Annotated in this window: 20 protein-coding genes; 10 read left to right on the forward strand and 10 right to left on the reverse strand. The window is 71.5% G+C overall.

The window, feature by feature from the left end; genetic code table 11:
- Nucleotides 1-286 precede the first annotated feature (286 nt).
- Both ACN20J_RS07120 and ACN20J_RS07125 read left to right on the forward strand, forming a co-directional pair.
- Complete coding sequence (locus ACN20J_RS07120) at nucleotides 287-610, forward strand: hypothetical protein (protein WP_055610419.1); 324 nt, start codon at nucleotides 287-289, stop codon at nucleotides 608-610.
- Nucleotides 611-837: 227 nt separating this feature from the next.
- A complete protein-coding gene (locus tag ACN20J_RS07125; RefSeq protein WP_189838677.1) occupies nucleotides 838-1371 on the forward strand; it encodes an ATP-binding protein in 534 nt (177 codons plus the stop codon).
- A 137-nt stretch (nucleotides 1372-1508) separates the two neighbouring features.
- Here ACN20J_RS07125 and ACN20J_RS07130 read toward each other — a convergent pair whose 3' ends face one another.
- From ACN20J_RS07130 to ACN20J_RS07140, 3 genes are read right to left on the reverse strand one after another with little or no spacing between them, the layout of a single operon-like run.
- A complete protein-coding gene (locus tag ACN20J_RS07130; RefSeq protein ID WP_189838676.1) occupies nucleotides 1509-4070 on the reverse strand; it encodes an ABC transporter permease in 2562 nt (853 codons plus the stop codon).
- 37 nt (nucleotides 4071-4107) lie between these two features.
- Nucleotides 4108-4887: an ABC transporter ATP-binding protein gene (locus ACN20J_RS07135; RefSeq protein ID WP_189838675.1), complete on the reverse strand. Its 780-nt coding sequence runs from the start codon at nucleotides 4885-4887 to the stop codon at nucleotides 4108-4110.
- Nucleotides 4884-5213 (reverse strand): SHOCT domain-containing protein, encoded by a 330-nt coding sequence (locus ACN20J_RS07140; protein ID WP_189838674.1) that lies wholly within the window; start codon nucleotides 5211-5213, stop codon nucleotides 4884-4886. Before ACN20J_RS07140 ends, ACN20J_RS07135 begins: the two co-directional genes overlap by 4 nt.
- 197 nt (nucleotides 5214-5410) lie before the next feature.
- On the opposite strand from ACN20J_RS07140, the gene ACN20J_RS07145 reads away from it, so the two are divergent.
- Both ACN20J_RS07145 and ACN20J_RS07150 read left to right on the forward strand, forming a co-directional pair.
- A complete protein-coding gene (locus ACN20J_RS07145) occupies nucleotides 5411-6004 on the forward strand; it encodes a TetR/AcrR family transcriptional regulator (protein WP_189838673.1) in 594 nt (197 codons plus the stop codon).
- Nucleotides 6005-6075: 71 nt separating this feature from the next.
- On the forward strand, nucleotides 6076-6660 hold the full coding sequence (locus ACN20J_RS07150; RefSeq protein WP_189838672.1) for a DUF4865 family protein: 585 nt from the start codon (nucleotides 6076-6078) through the stop codon (nucleotides 6658-6660).
- A 39-nt stretch (nucleotides 6661-6699) separates the two neighbouring features.
- Here the strand turns inward: ACN20J_RS07150 and ACN20J_RS07155 are convergent, their stop codons facing one another.
- Both ACN20J_RS07155 and ACN20J_RS07160 read right to left on the reverse strand, forming a co-directional pair.
- On the reverse strand, nucleotides 6700-7941 hold the full coding sequence (locus tag ACN20J_RS07155) for an ROK family protein (RefSeq protein ID WP_189838671.1): 1242 nt from the start codon (nucleotides 7939-7941) through the stop codon (nucleotides 6700-6702).
- A gap of 84 nt (nucleotides 7942-8025) precedes the next feature.
- On the reverse strand, nucleotides 8026-8676 hold the full coding sequence (locus ACN20J_RS07160) for an alpha-ketoglutarate-dependent dioxygenase AlkB family protein (protein WP_419665532.1): 651 nt from the start codon (nucleotides 8674-8676) through the stop codon (nucleotides 8026-8028).
- 75 nt (nucleotides 8677-8751) lie between these two features.
- On the opposite strand from ACN20J_RS07160, the gene ACN20J_RS07165 reads away from it, so the two are divergent.
- The gene (locus ACN20J_RS07165) at nucleotides 8752-9921 is read left to right on the forward strand and encodes a methyltransferase (RefSeq protein WP_246575097.1); all 1170 of its coding nucleotides are present in this window, start codon (nucleotides 8752-8754) and stop codon (nucleotides 9919-9921) included.
- 27 nt (nucleotides 9922-9948) lie between these two features.
- Here the strand turns inward: ACN20J_RS07165 and ACN20J_RS07170 are convergent, their stop codons facing one another.
- Nucleotides 9949-10725, reverse strand: a complete 777-nt coding sequence (locus ACN20J_RS07170; protein ID WP_189838669.1) for an AraC family transcriptional regulator — start codon at nucleotides 10723-10725, stop codon at nucleotides 9949-9951.
- Nucleotides 10726-10882: 157 nt separating this feature from the next.
- On the opposite strand from ACN20J_RS07170, the gene ACN20J_RS07175 reads away from it, so the two are divergent.
- Together ACN20J_RS07175 and ACN20J_RS07180 are read left to right on the forward strand one after the other, a co-directional pair.
- Nucleotides 10883-11662, forward strand: coding sequence for a phytanoyl-CoA dioxygenase family protein (locus tag ACN20J_RS07175; RefSeq protein ID WP_259333437.1), 780 nt, complete (start codon nucleotides 10883-10885; stop codon nucleotides 11660-11662).
- Between the two features lie 2 nt (nucleotides 11663-11664).
- Nucleotides 11665-11985 carry a hypothetical protein gene (locus tag ACN20J_RS07180; RefSeq protein WP_213089850.1) on the forward strand — a complete coding sequence of 107 codons (321 nt, stop codon included), beginning with the start codon at nucleotides 11665-11667 and terminating at the stop codon, nucleotides 11983-11985.
- Between the two features lie 4 nt (nucleotides 11986-11989).
- Here ACN20J_RS07180 and ACN20J_RS07185 read toward each other — a convergent pair whose 3' ends face one another.
- Together ACN20J_RS07185 and ACN20J_RS07190 are read right to left on the reverse strand one after the other, a co-directional pair.
- Nucleotides 11990-12847: a class II fructose-bisphosphate aldolase gene (locus ACN20J_RS07185; RefSeq protein ID WP_189838666.1), complete on the reverse strand. Its 858-nt coding sequence runs from the start codon at nucleotides 12845-12847 to the stop codon at nucleotides 11990-11992.
- A 74-nt stretch (nucleotides 12848-12921) separates the two neighbouring features.
- Nucleotides 12922-13806, reverse strand: coding sequence for an SIS domain-containing protein (locus tag ACN20J_RS07190; protein ID WP_189838665.1), 885 nt, complete (start codon nucleotides 13804-13806; stop codon nucleotides 12922-12924).
- A gap of 182 nt (nucleotides 13807-13988) precedes the next feature.
- Here ACN20J_RS07190 and ACN20J_RS07195 point away from each other — a divergent pair, with 182 nt between their 5' ends.
- On the forward strand, nucleotides 13989-14768 hold the full coding sequence (locus ACN20J_RS07195; RefSeq protein ID WP_189838664.1) for a DeoR/GlpR family DNA-binding transcription regulator: 780 nt from the start codon (nucleotides 13989-13991) through the stop codon (nucleotides 14766-14768).
- Between the two features lie 19 nt (nucleotides 14769-14787).
- Here ACN20J_RS07195 and ACN20J_RS07200 read toward each other — a convergent pair whose 3' ends face one another.
- Both ACN20J_RS07200 and ACN20J_RS07205 read right to left on the reverse strand, forming a co-directional pair.
- Entirely contained in the window at nucleotides 14788-15528 is a 741-nt protein-coding gene (locus ACN20J_RS07200) for a response regulator (protein WP_419668847.1), read from the reverse strand.
- Between the two features lie 14 nt (nucleotides 15529-15542).
- On the reverse strand, nucleotides 15543-17213 hold the full coding sequence (locus ACN20J_RS07205; RefSeq protein WP_189838663.1) for a sensor histidine kinase: 1671 nt from the start codon (nucleotides 17211-17213) through the stop codon (nucleotides 15543-15545).
- 281 nt (nucleotides 17214-17494) lie between these two features.
- Here ACN20J_RS07205 and ACN20J_RS07210 point away from each other — a divergent pair, with 281 nt between their 5' ends.
- Both ACN20J_RS07210 and ACN20J_RS07215 read left to right on the forward strand, forming a co-directional pair.
- The gene (locus ACN20J_RS07210) at nucleotides 17495-18481 is read left to right on the forward strand and encodes a Bug family tripartite tricarboxylate transporter substrate binding protein (protein WP_189839182.1); all 987 of its coding nucleotides are present in this window, start codon (nucleotides 17495-17497) and stop codon (nucleotides 18479-18481) included.
- Nucleotides 18478-19020: a tripartite tricarboxylate transporter TctB family protein gene (locus ACN20J_RS07215; protein ID WP_361889817.1), complete on the forward strand. Its 543-nt coding sequence runs from the start codon at nucleotides 18478-18480 to the stop codon at nucleotides 19018-19020. Before ACN20J_RS07210 ends, ACN20J_RS07215 begins: the two co-directional genes overlap by 4 nt.
- Nucleotide 19021: the final 1 nt, after the last annotated feature.

Genomic DNA, 19021 nt, shown 5'->3' on the forward strand with positions numbered 1-19021 from the left:
ACACACCTTTGAGCACCTCAAAGGAACCCCTGGCGCAGCCCACTTCGGGCGGTAGGGGGGCGCATTCGCGCGAGTGCGCCGGAGAGCACCCGTGACGTCGTCATGCGCACTGGTGCTCGACACCGAAGGCGGGCAGACTGCACCGCATGGGACGCCGGTCCGGGCGGGGACGCACACTGGAGCGGGATCCACCCGGGTCACGACGTGGCCGGACCGAAGCAGGTATGGCCAGACCGAGGACACGGGCCGAGGCACACGGGCCGAAGCGCACAAGGGGGCGGGGCACATGGCGGAGCCGGAGTTCACGGCCACGGGCGTGCGGATCGGAAAGAGGCTGCGTTCGCTCACCCGGGCCGGACAGGTCCGGATCAGCGACGGCAGGCTGGAGTTGCTGACCAGTTACGGCAGCGAGATCGACAGCGCGCCGGTGCAGGCGGTCCGGGCGTCGAAGCCCTGGTTCGCCCATGACGACCGGGCCTTGGCCGACGTCAACGGCACGCGCTATCTGCTGACGCTGGGGGACCACGATCCGGCTCCGGGGGAACCGGGCCCACCGGCTGCCAGCCGGTTCATCGAGGCCGTGCGCAAGGCGGCGGGGCGCGGGCGCTGAAAGCCCTCCCGTTGCCGGTCCGGTTGCCGAAGACATCGCCACGGACACCGCGAGTTGCGAGACCGCACCTCCTGCGTCACGCTGTTCTCACGTCACTCTGGGTTTACCGGCGATAACGCTGCGAACCAGCCCGCCGGGCACCAACCGCGGGCGGTCGTCTGCACTCAGGCCGCCCGCTGGATCCGTACTCCGTCTTCTTCCGGACCTCAATTCGGGGAGTCGCAGCCGTGATCAGCCAGCCAAGCAGGCATTGCACGGTGGAGCTCCAAGCCCTGCCGTCGCGGATCGGCCAGGTCCGCAGAATCGTATCTGCGCAATTGCGCTACTGGCATCTCGATCCGTTGATAGACCGGGCCGCGCTCGGTGTGACGGAGCTGTTGACCAACGTCCACCGGCACGCCGTGCCCGACAAGCTGTGCACCGTGGAGATCGAGCTGCTGCTCGACCGCCTCACGGTCTCGGTGCACGACAACGATCCGCGCCTTCCCGAGGTGCGGGACGCCGACTGCTCCGCAACCTGCGGACGTGGTCTCGCGATGGTCGCGGCCTTCAGCGAGAGCTGGGGTGTGCGGCCGGACGGCGAGTCGGGCAAGGTCGTGTGGTTCACCCTTCCGGCCGCCTCCGCCACGGCGGGTCTGCCGGCCTGCCCTCCGTACGGCGCGGCCGCCGAATCGCCCGCGCGCAGTTTCGCGGAGGTGGAGCACGCCGCCGGCACGCTCAGGACCGGACACGCTCCCGCCCGGTCGGCCGTTGCCGGCTGACCGGGCGGTGACCGGGGCCTCCTGCGCCGATGGGTGGCGAAGGTCCGCCGCTCGGTGGCGAAGGCCCGCTGTTCGGTCCACTCGGTGGCGAGGGCGCACCCGTCCGTCCACTCGGCGGCGAGGGCACGCCCGCCCGTCTACTCGGTGGCGATGGCGCGCAGTACGTCGAGGCGCGCCGCCCGCCGGGCCGGGCGCAGGCCCGCCAGGGCTCCGGCCGCGACCCCCACGAGGGCCACCACGGTGAGCTGGAACGGCGGCATCGCGAAGGCGAAGGCGCTGTCGGACGCTCCGTCGGACGCCTTGACGAGCACCCAGCCGAGGAACCCGCCGAGTGCGAGTCCGCCCACGGTGCCGAAGGCAGCGACCAGCACGGACTCCCAGCGGACCATGGCCCGCAGCTGCGCCCTGGTCTGCCCGACGGCCCTCAACAGGCCGAGTTCGCGGGTGCGTTCGTGGACCGCGAGGGTCAGCGTGTTGGCGATGCCGAGCAGTGCGATGAGCACCGCGAGCGCGAGGAGCGCGTAGACCAGGGTGAGCATCATGTCGATGCCGCCGGCCGAGGACTGCGCGTACTCGTCGCGGGTCTGCACCTCCGGATTGCCGTACGCCGTCGCGACCTTCTCGACCGCCGCCTTGCCGTCGGCCGAGCTCACGCCGTCCTTGAAGGTGACGGCCACGAGCGTGTCGGAGTCCTGGGTGCGGTGCGGGGCCCAGGCGTCGCGGGTGATGACGTAGTCGCCTGCCAGCTCCGACCGGCCGTAGACCGCGCGGACCGTGAAGGTCTGCTTCTGGCCGTCGGTGAAGGCCAGTTGGGCGGTGTCACCGGTCTTGAGGCCCAGCTTGTCGGCCTCGCTCCCGGTGATGGCGATGCCGTCGTCGCCGAGGTCGCCCATCGAGCCCTGGACGTTGCCGAGGTCGAAGGTGCGCTCCAGCGCGACCGGGTCGGTGACGGTCAACGCCCGCCCCTCGCCCTCGACTTCGGCGACCCCGCGGCCGAGTCCGACCGCCGTGTCGACCTCGGGCCGCTCCGCGATCGCGGGGGCGAGCCGCGGGCTCAGTCCACTGCCGCCAGCGCCGAACGACGGGGTGCTCACCGCGACGTCGCCCGCGAAGGACCGGGACACCGTCTGGTCCATGGTCGCCTTCAGCGAGGCGCCGAAGACGGTGAACAGCGAGACGACGGCGACGCCGATCATCAGCGCGCTCGCGGTGGCGGCGGTCCGCTTGGGGCTGCGCAGGGCGTTGCGCCTGGCCAGTCCGCCGGTGACTCCGCGCAGCTTGTCGAGCGGGCTGCCGAGGACGCGTACGGCGGTGGTCGAGGCGACCGGGCCGAGCACCACGAAGGCGGCGAGCGCCAGGATCGCGCCGCTTCCCGCGAGCCACAGGGACGGGCTGACGATGACGCCGGTCAGCGTGACGGCGACCGCCAGCGCGGCGAGAGCGGAGCCCACGACGGCACGGGTGCGGGACGCGCCGGACTGGTCGACGGCCGTCTCCCGCAGGGCTGCCAGTGGCGCGGTGCGCCCGGCGCGTACGGCGGGCAGCAGCGCGGAGCCGAGGCAGACCACTATGCCGACCGCGAGCGGCAGGATCATGGACAGCCCGCTGATCACCAAGTCGCCCTCGGGGAACGGGAATCCGATGGCCGGGAACAGCGCCTGGAGTCCGGCCGCGATGCCGATGCCGCCCGCGAGACCGGCGGCGGACGCGACCACGGCGACGACGCTCGCCTCGACCAGCGTCGACGCGGTCACCTGCCGGCGTGAGGCACCGAGGGCGCGCAACAACGCGTTCTCGCGGGTTCGTTGGGCGACGACGATCGCGAAGGTGTTGTGGATGGAGAAGGTCGCGACCAGCAGCGCCACACCGGAGAACACCAGCAGGAAGGTGGTGAAGAGCGACAGGAACTGTCCGGAGATCATGTCCGTGTTCTCCTCGGCCAGCTCCTGGCCGGTGATCGCCTCAACTCCCTTGGGCAGTACGGGAGTCAGGGCGTCGACGAGTTCCTGCTGACCGGTGCCGGGCCCGGCCCGCACCAGGATGCTCGCGGCCTCACCGGGCTTCGCGGTCAGGTACTTCTCGGCGTCGGAGCGGGTCATGCCGGTGTAGGTCACCTGGGCCATGCCGTCCTCGCCGCCGAAGGTCGCGAGGCCGACGATCGTGACCTTGACCGGGTCGGGGGTCCGCAGGGTGGTCGTGTCGCCGATCTTCAGGTCGCCCTTCTCGGCGGCGCCCCGGTTGACGACGACCTCGCCGGACTTCGACGGGGCGCGGCCTTCGGCCAGTTGGTACGAGTTGAGCTTCGGGTCGTCGATCCAGTTGCCCGCGAGGGTGGGCGGGCCCTGGCCGCCGATGGGCTTGCCGTTGGCGCCGACGAGCTGGCCCGCGCCCTGGATGTCGGGCTCGGCGGCCGCGACTCCGGGTGCCTTCTCGACGGCCGTCACCAGGCCGGTGTCGACGGGCTGCCGTACGCCCTGGCTCTCGCCCGGCGTGGTGATGGTGCCGGCGCTGCGGACGACGGCGTCGGTGCCGCTCGTGGCGTTGCCGAACATCGTGTCGAAGCTGGCGCGCAGGGTGTCGCCCATGACGAGGGTGCCGGCCAGGAAGGCGACGCCGAGGAGCACCGCCAGGAACGTACCGGCGAAGCGGCGCTTGTGGGCGCGCAGGGACGAGACGCTGATGCGCACGGAGGCGTTCACGACGACTGCGCTCCCTCGCTGTTGCTGTCGACGGCGTTCATGACGGCGGCGCTCCCTTGCTGTCGAAGGCCTTCATGCGGTCCAGGACCTTGTCGGCCGTGGGGGCTTCCATCCGGTCGACGAGGCGGCCGTCGGCGAGGAAGACGACCTCGTCGGCGTGTGCGGCGGCGACCGGGTCGTGGGTGACCATGACGACCGTGCGGTCCATCTGGCGTACGGCCCGGCCGAGGAGGTTCAGGACCTCCTCGCCGGAGTGCGAGTCGAGGTTGCCGGTCGGCTCGTCGGCGAACACGACGTCCGGCTGTCCGGCAAACGCCCTTGCCACGGCGACGCGTTGCTGCTGGCCGCCGGAGAGTTCGGAGGGCCGGTGGTGCAGCCGGTCGCGCAGTCCGACGACGTCGACCAGCGCGTCGATCCACTCCTGCGCCGAGGCGTCGCCCCAGCCGCCCGCGAGGTCCATGGGCAGCGTGATGTTCTCCGCGACGGTCAGCGTCGGGACCAGGTTGAACGCCTGGAAGACGAAGCCGATGCGGTCGCGGCGCAGCAGTGTGAGGCGGCGGTCGTCGAGGCTGCTCAGCTCGGTGTCGCCGATGAACGCGGCGCCCGAGGTGAGGGTGTCCAGGCCGGCCGCGCAGTGCATCAGGGTGGACTTGCCGGAGCCCGAGGGCCCCATGATCGCGGTGAAGCGTCCGGCCCGAAAGGTGACGCTCACCCCGTCCAGGGCCCGGACGGCGGTGTCGCCGCTGCCGTACACCTTCACGGCGTCGGCGACACGTGCCGCGGTCCGCGTGGCCTTCGTGGCGGTCGCGGTGCTCATGCCGCACCGCCCTTGCCCGTACCCGGACCCGTACGACCGAAGTCGATGCGTCCGAACTGCTCGTCCAGGACGGAGAGCCGACGCCAGTACTCGTCCTCGTCGATCTCGCCGGAGGCGAAGCGCCGGCCGAGCATCGCGATCGGCGAGTCGCCGGTCGGGCGGACGTCCGCCGCGGTGCGGTCCATGCCGCGCCACGGGCCACGACGGCCGCGCCACACCGTACGGCGCAGGACGGTCACGACGCCGATCACGACGGCCGCCCAGATCAGCGGGAAGAGAAGGATCCACGGGCCGGGCCCGCCGTCCCAGTGCGCCAGGGTCTGCATCTGAAGTCATCTCCTCGGTGGGTGTTCCGGTGATGCTTCGAGACTCGCGCCGGGAGGGGGTCCGGGTCGTCGTACGGCCAGCGGCAGTACGCGTACCTCCGCGGGAGTAGGAACGGGGTGCTCCGCTGCTCCCTCGGCTACGCCCTCGCTCCCTCGAGTACTCCCTTGATTACTCCCTCGATTCTGTACCTACTAGTATGTACAGTGATTTCATGAGCACTCCGGAGCGGTTGATCGAGGCCACGCGCGAGCTGTTGTGGGAGCGGGGGTACGTGGGCACGAGCCCGAAGGCGATCCAGCAGCAGGCCGGGGCGGGCCAGGGCAGCATGTACCACCACTTCGCGGGCAAGCCCGATCTGGCGCTCGCCGCGATCCGGCGTACGGCCGAGGAGATGCGCGCTACCGCCGAGGGAGTACTCGGCGGCCACGGTTCTCCGTACGAGCGTGTCGAGGCGTATCTGCGCCGCGAGCGCGATGTGCTGCGCGGCTGCCCGATCGGGCGGCTGACCATGGACCCGGACGTCATCGCGAGTGAGGAACTGCGAGCGCCCGTCGACGAGACGCTGGACTGGCTGCGCGAGCGGCTCGCGGGGCTCGTCGAGGAGGGCCAGGAGCGGGGCGAGTTCGCGCCCTCGCTGGACGGCGAGGAGATCGCCGCGACGATCGTCGCCACGGTCCAGGGCGGGTACGTCCTGGCCCGGGCGTCCGGCTCGACGGCCGCCTTCGACGCGGGAGTTCGTGGGCTGCTGTCGCTGCTCGCCCTCAACTCCCCTGCGCGTACGGACGCCTAGAGCCGGTTGCAGCCGCAGAACCGTAAAGCCGTCAGCCGTTAGCCGTGGGCCGTCAGCCGTTGGAGGCATCGATGCACGCCATGCAGTACGAGATAACCATGCCCGCCGACTACGACATGGACATCATCCGCGGCCGGGTGGCCCGCGTCGGACACCTGCTCGACGACTGGGACGGACTCGGCCTCAAGGCCTACCTGCTGCGCGAACGCGGAGTGGACGGCTCACAGGTCAACCAGTACGCGCCGTTCTATCTGTGGCACACGCCCGAGGGCATGAACTCCTTCCTCTGGGGGCCCGGATTCCAGGGCCTGGTGAACGACTTCGGGCGCCCGGTGGTGCAGCACTGGACGGGTCTCGCGTACGAGGACGGGGGCGCCGCCGGTGCCACGCCCGAGGTCGCGGTGCGTCGGCGCGTGAGCATTCCGGAGGGCGTGCCGCTCGCCGAGGTGACGGAGGAGGCGATGCGGGTGACCGGGCGGCTGGCCTCGCTGGACGGGGTCGTCGGTGCCGCTGTCGCCGTCGATCCGCGTCACTGGGAGGTCGTGCATTTCTCGCTCTGGGCCCATGACTCGCCCAAGGCGGCCGGTGAGGTGTACCGGGTGCTGCATCTCTCGGCGCCGGAGCGTGACCGGCTCCGGCGGGGGCGGCAGTGGTGAACGACGGCCGGCGCCCGGTGGCCCCGGGCTGCCGCGGTCTCAGACCTGGGCCAGCGCCGCGATCGGGTCGTCGAGAACCGGCTGCCAGGCCAACTCGGCCGCTCCCACCAGGCTGTTGTGGTCCAGTGTGCAGGCGAGGATCGGGACGCCGCCGCTCTGGCCCCACAGGCTCCGGTCGGCCACCACCGCGCGCAGCCGCTCGGGGTCCGCGTCGAGGAGGGTTCGGTGCAGTCCGCCGAGGATGATGCGGTCCGGGTTGAGGATGTTGACCAGGCCCGCGAGGCCCAGGCCCAGCCGGTCGATGAGGGCTTGGACGGCCGTGCGTACGGTCGGGTCGGCGTACTGGTTGCGGATCAGGTCGTTGGACTGCTGGAGCAGCGACACCTCGGGGCCGGGGTCGCGGCCCGCCGCCGTCAGGAACGCCAGCGGGTCCGCCTCGACGTCCAGGCAGCCGCGGCTGCCGCAGTGGCAGGGGCGCCCCTCCGGATTGACGGTGAGGTGTCCGACCTCCAGCGCGAGCCCCGAACTGCCCATGTGCAGACGCCCGTCGAGGACGAGCGCGCCGCCGACTCCCCGGTGTCCGGTCGCCACGCACAGCAGGTCGCGTGAGCCGCGGCCCGCGCCGTGCCGGTGCTCGGCGAGTGCGGCGAGGTTGACGTCGTTGGCCGCGAACGCCGGTCCGGTGATCCCGGCCGCGCGGACGCGCTCCGCGAAGATCTCCCGTACGGGTGCGCCCGCAGGCCAGGCCAGGTGGAGGGGGTTGAGGGCGGTGCCCTCGGGTTCGGCGACAGCCGACGGTACGGCGAGGCCCGCGCCCACGCAGCGGCGTCCCGTCTGCCGGAGCAGTTCGGCGCCCGCCTCGACGACAGAGCCGAGCACCTTGGCCGGGTCGGCGTCGACGGTCTCGCAGCCGGGGGCGGTCGCGACGAGACGGCCTCCGAGGCCGACCAGGGCCGCGCGGAAGCCGTCGGCGTGCACCTGGGCGGCGAGGGCCACGGGGCCGTCCTCGGCGAGTTCGAGACGGTGCGAGGGGCGGCCCTGCGAACCGGCGGCGGCGCCGGGGCGCGCGTCGACGTGGATCAGCCCGAGCGCTTCGAGCTCGGCGGCGACCGCGCCTGCCGTCGCCCGTGTGACGCCGAGTTCGGCGGTGAGTACGGCCCGCGTGGGCGCGCGTCCGGTGTGCACGAGTTCCAGGGCGGGCCCGAGCGCACCCCTTCCCCGGTCCAGGCGTGTCCTGGTGCTTCCTTCTCCCGCCGCTCTGGGGGCCGCATTGCCGCTCATGAGGGCGAGTCTCCCATGATCCGGTCGTCCCGTGGCCAGGGCAACGACCCGAACGAACCGGACGAGCCGGATGAACCCGCCGGTCTAGAGGCCGCTCACCCGCAGCGTGACGTTCAGGCGCCCGGTCAGGCCCAACTCGGGTGGCGCCGTGCCCGCGTGCACGCGCGGCACCCCGTGGTACGCGAGCCGGGCGGCCCCGCCGAACACGAACAGGTCGCCGCTGCGCAGTTCCACGTCCGTGTAGGGGCGGGTCCGCGACTCGGTGTTGCCGAAGCGGAAGACGCAGGTGTCGCCGAGGCTCAGCGACACCACCGGAGCGTCGGACTTCTCGTCGCTGTCGCGGTGCATCCCCATGCGGGCGTCGGCGTCGTAGAAATTGATCAGCGCGATGTCGTACGCCGCCGCCGTGGCCGCCTCCGGTCCCAGCGCGTCGGTGGCCGCGCGGCGGCCCAGCTCCCCCAGCCACTCGGGGAACTCCTTCACCGGCGCCCCGTCCCCGTCGACGACCGTGCGCGCATAGCCGTACGGGTACCAGTGCCAGCCGAGGCAGACCTGCCTGGACGTCATCGTGCCGCCGCCCGGTGTGCGAACCGTGCGCAGCCCCGCGGGCGGGCGTGCCCAGGCGCGGCAGGCGTCGAGAAGCTCGCTCTGGCGCTCGGCGGTCAGCCAGTCCGGCAGGTGCACGGCGCCCGGCGCGATCTCCGTACGGGCCCGGGGAAACAGCTCGGCGTCCATGGCCTCCATCCTCGCGCACGCGCTCGGACGGACGCCGGAAACCCCCTGAGCTGCGCCTCGGATAGCCTGGACCCAATGACCGACCGTATGACGACCCCCTCGGCCGAGCTGCAGCTGGCCCGCTTCCCCGAGGACTCCCGTGACCAGCTCCGTGCGTGGGACGCCTCCGACGAGTATCTGCTGAAGCATCTCGCGGAATGCGACCAGGCACTCGACGGCACGGTGGTCGTGGTCGGCGACCGGTGGGGCGCCCTCACCACGGCCCTCGGGGCCCACCGGCCGGTGCAGATCACCGACTCGTTCCTCACCCGGGAGGCGACCCGCGCGAATCTGGCGCGCAACGGCGCGGACCAGGACTCCGTACGCCTCCTCACCACCCAGGATCCGCCGGTCGAGCGCGTCGACGTGCTGCTGGTGCGGGTGCCGAAGAGCCTCGCGCTCCTTGAGGACCAGCTGCTGCGCCTGGCGCCCTCCGTGCACGAGGGGACGGTCGTCATCGGCACCGGCATGGTGAAGGAGATCCACACCTCCACGCTGAAGCTGTTCGAGCGGATCATCGGCCCCACCCGGACCTCGCTGGCCGAGAAGAAGGCCCGGCTGATCTTCTGCACACCGAATCCGGGGATCACCAGACCGGCCAATCCGTGGCCGCACAGCTACACGCTGCCCGACGGAATCGGTCCCGCCTCCGGCCGTAGGGTCGTCAACCACGCGGGCGTCTTCTGCGCCGAGCGCCTCGACATCGGCACCAGGTTCTTCCTCCAGCACCTTCCGTACGAGGGCGGGGCCGAGCGCGTCGTGGACCTGGGCTGCGGCAACGGAGTCGTCGGTACGGCGATGGCGCTGGCGCGGCCCCGGGCCGAGACGCTGTTCCTTGACGAGTCGTACCAGGCGGTGACCTCGGCGGAGGCGACGTACTGGGCGAACACCGACGACACGGTGGAGTACGGCAAGGCGGAGTTCCGCGTCGGCGACGGGCTGGAGGGCGTTCCGGACGCGAGCGTCGACCTCGTGCTGAACAATCCGCCCTTCCACTCGCACCAGGCGACGTCCGACGCCACCGCCTGGCGGATGTTCACCGGGGCGCGCCGGGCGCTGCGGCCGGGCGGCGAGCTGTGGGTGGTCGGCAACCGTCATCTGGGCTACCACGTGAAGCTGCGGCGGCTGTTCGGCAACAGCCAACTGGTCGCGAGCGACGCGAAGTTCGTGGTTCTGAAGGCCGTCAAGGAGTCCGCGGAGTCCTGAGGGTCGTTCTCAGGTGTCCGGTGAGGTTCAGGCGGCGCTCGTCTCGCCGCGCAGGGCTCGCGGGGACGCTCCCAGTTCGCGTCGGCACGCCTTGTTGAAGGCCTGCAGGTCGGGGATGCCGACCGACGCGGCGACCGCCGGGATCGACAGGGTCGAGGCCCGCAGCAGGTGGTGGGCGCGGTCGAGCCTGCGGCGCCGGATGTACGCGACGACGGTGCCGCCCGTGGTGGCGCGGAAGAGCCGGGTCAGGTGGTTGTGCGAGACGCCTGCGGCGTGGGCCACGGCGGGCACGGTGAGCGGGGCGGCGAGGTTCGCCTCGACGTAGGCGATCGCGGCGGTGACGGCGGGGTGCGGTCCTGGCCGTTCGGCCGCCGGGGCGAGATGGGCGATGCGCCACAGGGCCGTCCAGATCTCCGCCCGGGTGCGCTCCGGCTCACCCGGCACGGAGGCGACCGCCTGGAGCAACAGTCCGGTCAGCATGGGCAGTTCGGGTCCGGCGTCCTGCATCACGGGCACGGTGCGCGGTGACCCGGTGGGGGCGATGCGCAGATGCGCGTACAGGTGCTCGGAGCGGCCCCGGTAGCGGTAACGGACCGTCGTGCCGGGCGGTACGAGGCTGACCCGGCCGGGGCGGATGGCGTGCGCCGTTCCGTCGACGGTCAGCTCGGCCTCGTACTGGTACAGGTGCAGTTGCCACAGCTCCGGCAGCCGGAAGACGTCCGTACGGCTCGCGACGCCGTGCACGCCGACGCCCGCGTTGGCGACGACGGGCGGCTCCCCGAGGTGGATCTCCGTCTCCCGCATGGTGAAAAACTACCAGCGGTGGTGAAACGGGCCAACGCGCCGGACGGGCCCCGCTCCGTACGTTCGGACCATGACGAATCCCGAGCATCCCCCGCCGCCTCTCCCTCCCGCTGCCTCTGCCTCTCCCCCTGTCCCTCCGCTGTTGAGCTCGGTGCGGATGGCGCATTTCGTGGCCCACGGTTCGTTGCGCCTCGACGCGGTGGTGCCGGCGGAAATGAACGCCGAGGCGATCGGGTTCCTGGGGCGGGGTGTCCCGGGCGTGCCCTACGGCAGCGCGGTGGCGGACGCCTATCCCGAGGACTCCTTCGCCCGGCGGCTCCTCGACATCCCGGCGGTGGCCGGGGCTCTGCGCAGCCTCGTCGGCCCGGATCCGCGCGTCGACCATCACGCGGTGCACGTCCGCGAGCCCAGGGAGGGGTCGGCGCAACCGCTGCACGGTGACGCGATCATCGACGTCCGCACCGATGCCTTCGACGTCCAGCTGATGTACTACCCGCAGGACGTGACCCTCGACATGGGCGGCACCCTCAGCGTGCCGGGCAGCCATCTGCGGCGCACGAACGAAACGGACACCGGCCGCTACCAGAACCTGCTCGGCCAGTCCCGGCTCGTCTGCCCGGCAGGAACCGTGGTGTTTCTGCACCACGGCCTCTGGCACGGCGGGCGGCGCAACGACAGCGACGCGGTGCGGTACATGTTCAAGATCCGCTTCAATCCGGCCGTACGTCAGCGACGGCTGTGGGACACCTCGGACCTCGGTGACCCCCGGGTGGCCGAGGAGCTCTCGACGACCTTCCCCTGGTACGAGCCCGCCACCGGCCGGCTGGAGATCTACAACCGCGTGCTGCTGTGGCGGGCCCTGACCGGCGACGAGTCCTTCGACCTGGAGCACTGGGTGACCCGTGTCTCCAACCGCCCTCAGGAGGAGGTCGCATGACGATTCGTCAGCAGGTTCTGGTGCTCTATCTCGCCACGTCGGCGCTGGACTCGCCGGTGGTCGGCTGGTCGGTGTACGACGGCACGGGGCGTACGTCGCCCACCACCGGGGACAGTGACGAACCCCCGTACAGGTCCGGGGTGGACGCCCTGCGGGACGGCTGGCGGCTGTTCCAGGCGGCGCAGTTGATCCCGCCGTACCCCGGGAGCGAGTACGACGTGTCCTTCCTCAAGCACGAGTTCTTCTTCGAGAAGCTCGTGGAGGGATCGGAATCGGAGGAATCGGACGGCACGGGGGTCGTGGAGGTCGTGGACGCGGGCTGAGGTGTCAGCCGGTGGTGCCCAGGACTCGGATGATCCGGGTCACCGTCTCCGCCATCGCCGCCCGTCCCACGGTCAGGTACTTGCGGGAGTCGACCGCCTCGGGATGGGCGGTGAGGTAGTCCCTGATCGCGCCGGTCATCGCGATGTTCAGAGCGGTGCCGACGTTCACCTTGGTGATGCCGCCCGCGACGGCCGCCCTCAGCTCGGCGTCCGGCACACCGGACGAGCCGTGCAGTACGAGCGGCACGTCGAGAGCCGCGGCGAGACGCTTGAGGAGGTCGTGGTCGAGGGCGGCGGTGCGGGTGGTCATGGCGTGTGTGCTGCCGACGGCCACGGCCAGGGCGTCCACGCCGGAGTCGGCGACGAAGGCGCGTGCCTCGGCCGGATCGGTACGGGCACCCGCCGCGTGGGCGTCCAGCGGCGGCTGGCCCGTCTTGCCGCCGACCTCGCCCAACTCAGCCTCGATCCACAGCCCTTGGGCATGCGCCCAGTCGGTGGCGGCCCGGGTGGCGGCGAGGTTCTCGGCGTACGGGAGACGGGCCGCGTCGTACATGACTGAGCTGAATCCGGCGCCTGCCGCCTGTCGCAGGAGCTCGTCGCTCTGGACGTGGTCGAGGTGCAACGCGACGGGTACGGAGGCGTGTTCGGCGGCGGCGCTCGCGGCGTTGGCCAGCGGGAGCAGCCGTCCGCCGCGGAACTTCACCGCGTTCTCGCTGACTTGGAGGATGACGGGCGCTTCCGCGACCTCGGCTCCGGCGACGACGGCCTCGACGTGTTCCAGCGTGATGACGTTGAACGCCGCGACGGCGGTGCGGGACGCGGCCGCCCGGGCGACCAGCTCTCCGGCTGCTGCGAGAGGCACGGGCTCTCCCTTCAGAACGTGGCGACTTCAGGACGTGCGATTTGAGGACGTGGCGACTTCAGGACGTGGCGATTTCAGGGTGTGGTGAGGACGACCGAGCGGGTGAGGTGGCGGGGCCGGTCGGGATCGAGGCCCCGGGCCGCGGCCACGGCCACGGCGAGGCGCTGGGCACGGACGAGTTCGGCGAGCGGGTCGAGCTTGCCCCCGACCCACAACGCGCCCGTGTCACGCACCTGTTGGGCCAGCCCTTCGGGTGCCTCGCCGAGCATCCAGGTCGCGGTTCCCGCGGTGGTCACGCTGATCGGCCCGTGCCGGTACTCCATCGCCGGATAGGCCTCGGTCCACGCGAGCGAGGCCTCGCGCATCTTGAGCCCGGCCTCGTTCGCGAGCCCCACGCTCCAGCCGCGCCCCAGGAACGTGAACTGCGTGCAGTCGACGAGCCCTTCGGGCAGCGGCTCGGCCAGCGCGGTACGGGCGTCGGCGACGACGGTGTCGTCGTGCAGCCCGAGGTGGGCCCGCAGCAGCGTGAGCGCGGTGGTCGCGAACCTCGTCTGCACCACGGACTTCTCATCGGCGTAGTCGAGCACGACGATGTCGTCCGCCGCTTCCATCACGGGAGTTCGCGGATCAGCGGTGATCGCGACTGTCCGCGTACGCCCCTTCAGCCGGCCGAGCAGGTCGAGGACCTCGGTCGTGGTGCCGGAGCGGGTGAGGGCGACCACCCGGTCGTACGAGCGGCCGTGCGGGAACTCGGAGGCGGCGAAGGCGTCCGTCTCGCCCTGCCCCGCCTGCTCGCGCAGCACCGCGAAGGCCTGCGCCATGAACCACGACGTGCCGCAGCCGACGACGGCCACCCGCTCCCCTGCGGCGGGCAGCACGTCCCCGTGGTCCGCCGCTTCACCGGCGGCCCGCGCCCAGCACTCGGGCTGGCTCTTCAGCTCGTTCTCGACATGGCTCACGCCCGCGACCTCCACGCTGGAATGCTTGTTCTTGCAAGATATAGCGAGCTTTCGAGCACAATCAAGCATTCCGAGGTGAACGGTGTGCGTTAAGGTCGCCGAAAGATCAGGGAACGGCCGCTGCACGGAGCGACGCACGGATCGTTCGGATCAATAGGCAGATCGACGGACGGAGAGTGCGGATGTCGCGCGACGCCCGCTGGCAGGCGCTGCTGGAGCTGCTCGTGGAGCGGGGCCGGCTGGATGTCGAGGAGGCGGCGGCCGAGCTGGCGGTGTCGGCGGCCACGATCCGGCGCGACTTCGACCAGCTCGCCGAGCAGCAGATGCTCGTACGCACCCGGGGAGGCGCGGTCGTGCACGGCGTCTCGTACGAGCTGCCGCTGCGCTACAAGACGGCCCGCCATGCCTCCGAGAAGCAGCGCATCGCGAAGGCGGTGGCCGACCTCGTCGCGCCCGGCGAGGCGGTCGGGCTGACCGGTGGCACGACCACCACGGAGGTGGCCCGCGCGCTGGCCGTGCGCAGTGATCTCGCGTCCGGCTCGCCCGCCCTGACGATCGTCACGAACGCCCTCAACATCGCCAACGAGCTGGCGGTGCGGCCCCAGTTCAAGATCGTGCTGACCGGTGGCGTCGCCCGCCCCCAGTCGTACGAGCTCGTCGGCCCCCTCGCCGACGGCGTGCTCGGCCAGATCACCCTGGACGTGGCCGTCCTCGGCGTGGTCGCCCTCGACGTGACCCACGGCGCGGCGGCGGCCGACGAGGCGGAGGCGGCGATCAACCGCCTGCTCTGCGAACGGGCCGAACGCGTGATCGTCGCCGCCGACTCCAGCAAGCTGGGGCAGCGGGCCTTCGCCCGGATCTGCGCGGCCGAGTCGGTGGACACGCTGGTCACGGACGTGGCGGTGAGCGGGGACATGGTGCGGCGGTTCGAGGAGGCGGGCGTCACGGTCGTCGCCGTCTGACGCACCACTCCGGAACCGACTACCCCTGGAACCGATACCGCCGCTCAGGCCGCCCCGCCGCCCCATAGCGCAACGTCACGTCCGCGCTGCCGACGGTGTGGAAGTGTTCCAGGTAGCGGCGGGCGCTGACGCGGGAGATGCCGGCGAGGGTGGCGCACTCGGCGGCGGAGAGGGTGCCCTCGGCGGTGCGGAGGGTGCGTTCGATGAGTTCGGCGGTCTCGACGCTCATGCCCTTGGGGAGGGTGCCGGCGGCGGAGGCCGGGACGGTCGCTCCGGCCAGGACCCGGTCCACGTCGGCCTGGCCGTGCACGACGGTGGCGAGCAGGCGGCCCCGCTGGACGGCGTAGCGCTCCAGGCGGGCGCGCAGGTCCTCGAACTCGAACGGTTTGAGGAGGTAGTCGACGACGCCGTGGCGGACGGCGCCGCGGACCGTGTCGGCCTCCCGGGCGGCGCTGATGACCATGACGTCGCAGTCGTGGCCGGAGGTCCGCAGCCGGGGAATGACGTCGAGGCCGAAGACGTCCGGCAGGTAGAGGTCGAGCAGGACGAGGTCCGGGTGCAGTTCGTCTACGGCGTGCGCGGCCTGCTCGCCGGTGTTGGCGACACCGACGACCCGGAACGGCTCGACGCGCTCGACGAAGGTGCGGTGGACGCGGGCCACCATGAAGTCGTCGTCGACCACGAGCACGTCGATCGTGTCGGTCGCGACGGACGTGCCCGGCCCACGGGGCGTGTCCGGCCTGCCGGACGTGCCTTTCATCCCCTTCGTCCCCTTCATAGGACCGCTCCTTCCGCCACCGCGTCGGTGAGGTGGCTGACGGTCATGCGTGCGGTGAACATGGCCCCCTCGGGGGTGTTGGTCACCGAGATCTCACCACCGTGACGCTCGCAGACCAGCCGGGTGAGCGCCAGGCCGATACCGCGCTCGCCCTCCTGGGCCGCTTTGGTGGTGAAGCCGTGCAGGAAGACCTCGCGGGCGAGTTCCGGGGCGACACCGGGGCCGGAGTCGCGGACCACGATCTCCACGCTGGAGGCGTCTTGGCGCAGTTCGACCTCGACCCAGGCCTCGTGGCCGTCCGCCTCACCCGCGGCCCCGGCGACCCCTGCGACGGACGCGGCGTCGACGGCGTTGTCGACGAGGTTGCCGACCACGGTCGCCACGTCGGCGGCGTCCTCCGGTACGAGCCGGTCGAGCGCGGTGCTGTCGGAGATCCGCAGGCTGACCTTCCGTTCGGCGGCCAGGGAGGCCTTCGCCATGAGCAGGGCGGCGACGGCGGTGTCGCGGACGCGGCGGCTGAGGGTGACGTCCAGCGACTGGCGGCGCTGGTTCAACGCGCGGATGTAGCGCACGACTTCGTCCTCCTCGCCGATCTCGATCAGCCCGGAGATGGTGTGCAGCTGGTTGGCGAACTCGTGGGCCTGGGCCCGCAGCAGTTCGGAGGAGCTGCGGAAGGAGCCGATCTCCCGCTCCAGGCGGGCCAGTTCGGTGCGGTCGCGCAGGGTGGTGACCGAGCCGAGCAGGCGGCCGTCCTTGGTGACGGTCATCCGGTTCATCACCAGCACCCGGCCGTGCCGGATCACGACCTCGTCGCGCTCGTGGGGCGCGCCCTTGCGGTCGCCCACCAGGACGTCCCGCAGCCGTCCCTCGATGCCGAGTTCGGCCAGGCTCTGGCCCACGCAGTCCTCGGGAAGGTCCAGCAGGCGGCGGCCCATGTCATTGGCCAGGGTGAGCCGGTGCTGCGGGTCGAGGGCGATCACGCCCTCGGCGATCCCGTACAGCATCGCCTCGCGGTGCTCGGCCAGTCCGGCGATCTCGCGGGGCTCCAGCCCGAGGGTCTGCCGTTTGACGCGTCTGGCCAGCAGCCAGGAGCCCACCAGGCCGAGTCCGCTGGCGATGCCCAGATAGGCGAGCAGGTACGAGGACGCGCCGTTGAGGCGCTGCCACACCGTCGGGTCGGCCTCGCCGATCATCACCGTGCCCAGGTACTGACCGAGGTTCTGCTGTGTCGCGCCGAGTACCGGCACCTGGGCCACGAGCTGGCGGCTGCCGTCCAGGGTCAGCGAGCCCGACCAGCCCCGGCCCTCGGCGGCGCCCTCGCCGAGCGCGAGCCGGTCGCCGATCGCCGTGGCGTTCGTGGAGCTGACGATCCGGCCGTCGGCGTCCGTCACCGTCACGGAGGTGACCCCGGACTGGGTCTGTGTGGAGTTCACCAGCGGGGCGAGTGCCTCCAGCGGCGCGGGCCGTACGAGCTGGCTGCGGACCAGGGGGTTGGCGGCCAGCTGCTCGGCCAGCGCGGCGACCCGGCGGCCCTCCACGCGGTTGAAGGTCGCCTCCGACTGCGCGAGGGAGACCGCGGCGACGGCGAGCAGCACCACCACGACGATGGCGAGCTGGAGCACCAGCATCTCGCCCGCGAGGGTCTGACGGCGGAAGGTGGCGACCACGACGTACTCAATCTCTCGGGCCGACACGGCGTTGGGCGGCTCGTCCGGGGCGTCGCACCATCATGGACCCCGCTCACGTCGGGGAAAAGGGGCGAGCATGGAGCCGGGACAGAACTCCCGCCGTATCCTCACGACCGGCGGCGGTGGCCACAAAGACCACAACCTCCGTTGGTTCCGGAAGAGAGACAGGCGGCGGGCGTAGGGGCAACATGTGGCCCACGTCACCCTCCCCACAGGGCTTCCCCCCGACCTCATCGACGTACCGACAGGTGGTGGCATTCGTGCGCCTGCGCACCCTCCTCGCCCTGTTCGGGGCCGCCGTGCTCGTGCTCGTGGGCCCTCCGTTGCTCACGGCGGGCAGCGATTCCGCGACGGGCACGCAGATCCCGGGCCTGCGCTTCATGGTCCCCAACACGCCCGGCGGCGGCTATGACATCACGGCCCGTACGGCCGCGAAGAACGCCGAGGACGCCGAACTCACGCACAACATCGAGGTGTTCAACCTGCCCGGCGCCGGCGGCACCGTCGGACTGAGCCGGCTGGTGAGCGAGCACGGCAACGGCAAGCTCGCCATGTCGATGGGCCTCGGTGTGGTGGGCGCGGTCCGCTCCAACGACGCGCCCAAGACGCTCGCCGACACCACGCCGATCGCCCGGCTCACCGAGGAGCAGGACGTCGTGGTGGTCGGCAAGGACTCCCCGTACAAGACGATCGACCAGCTCATCGAGGCCTGGAAGAAGGACCCGGGCAAGCTGCCGGTGGGCGGCGGTTCCTCGCCCGGCGGGCCCGACCATCTCGCGCCCATGCTGATGGCGAAGGCCGCCGGTATCGCCCCGAAGGACGTCAACTACATACCCTTCGACGGCGGTGGCGAGCTGCTCGCCTCGATCCTCGGCAACAAGGTCGCCTTCGGGGTGTCCGGTGTCGGCGAGTACCTCGACCAGATCAAGGCGGGCGAGCTGCGGATTCTCGCGGTCACCGGTCCGGAGCGGGTCGACGAACTGTCCGAGGCGCCCACGCTGAAGGAGTCCGGCTACGACGTGGACTTCACCAACTGGCGGGGCATCGTGGCCCCGCCCGGCCTGTCGGACGCCGAGCGCGACAAGCTCGTACGCCTCGTCGAGGAGCTGCACGACTCCCCCGAGTGGCAGAAGTCGATGCAGCAGAACGGCTGGGACGACGCCTTCCTCACCGGCGAGAAGTTCGGTGACTTCCTCGACGCCCAGGACAAGCGCGTGGTTTCGGTACTGAAGGAGCTGGGACTGTGACGACGCCGACCACCGAAGCCTCCCCGACGCCGCCCACGGACGAACGGCGCTCGTGGCTCCGCGACCACTCCGAACTGGGCGTCTGCGTCCTGCTGTTGGCCCTGGGCGCGCTCGTGCTGGGCGACGCGCTCACCATGGACGTCGAGATAACCCAGCGCGGTCCCGTCGGGCCGAAGACCGTGCCCATCGTGGTCGGCATCGGGCTGCTCGTCATCGCCGCCCTGCTCGCCGTGGACGTACTGCGCGGCGGCCGTGGCGAGGCCGAGGGCGGCGAGGACATCGATCTGTCCGAACCGGCCGACTGGCGCACGGTGTTGCTGCTCGCCGGGGTGTTCCTGGGTACGGCCGTTCTCATCGAGCCCGCCGGTTTCCCCGTCGCGGGTGCGCTCCTCTTCTGGGGAGCGGCCTTCGCGCTCGGCAGCCGCCGCTTCGACAGGGACCCGCTCATCGCGGCCGTGCTCTCCCTCGTCACGTACGTGATCTTCAACAACCTGCTCGGGGTACCGCTGCCCGGCGGCCCGCTGATGGGAGTGCTGTGAC

It is taken from the genome of Streptomyces sp. 2-1, assembly GCF_048564895.1.
Lineage (GTDB): Bacteria > Actinomycetota > Actinomycetes > Streptomycetales > Streptomycetaceae > Streptomyces > Streptomyces phaeochromogenes.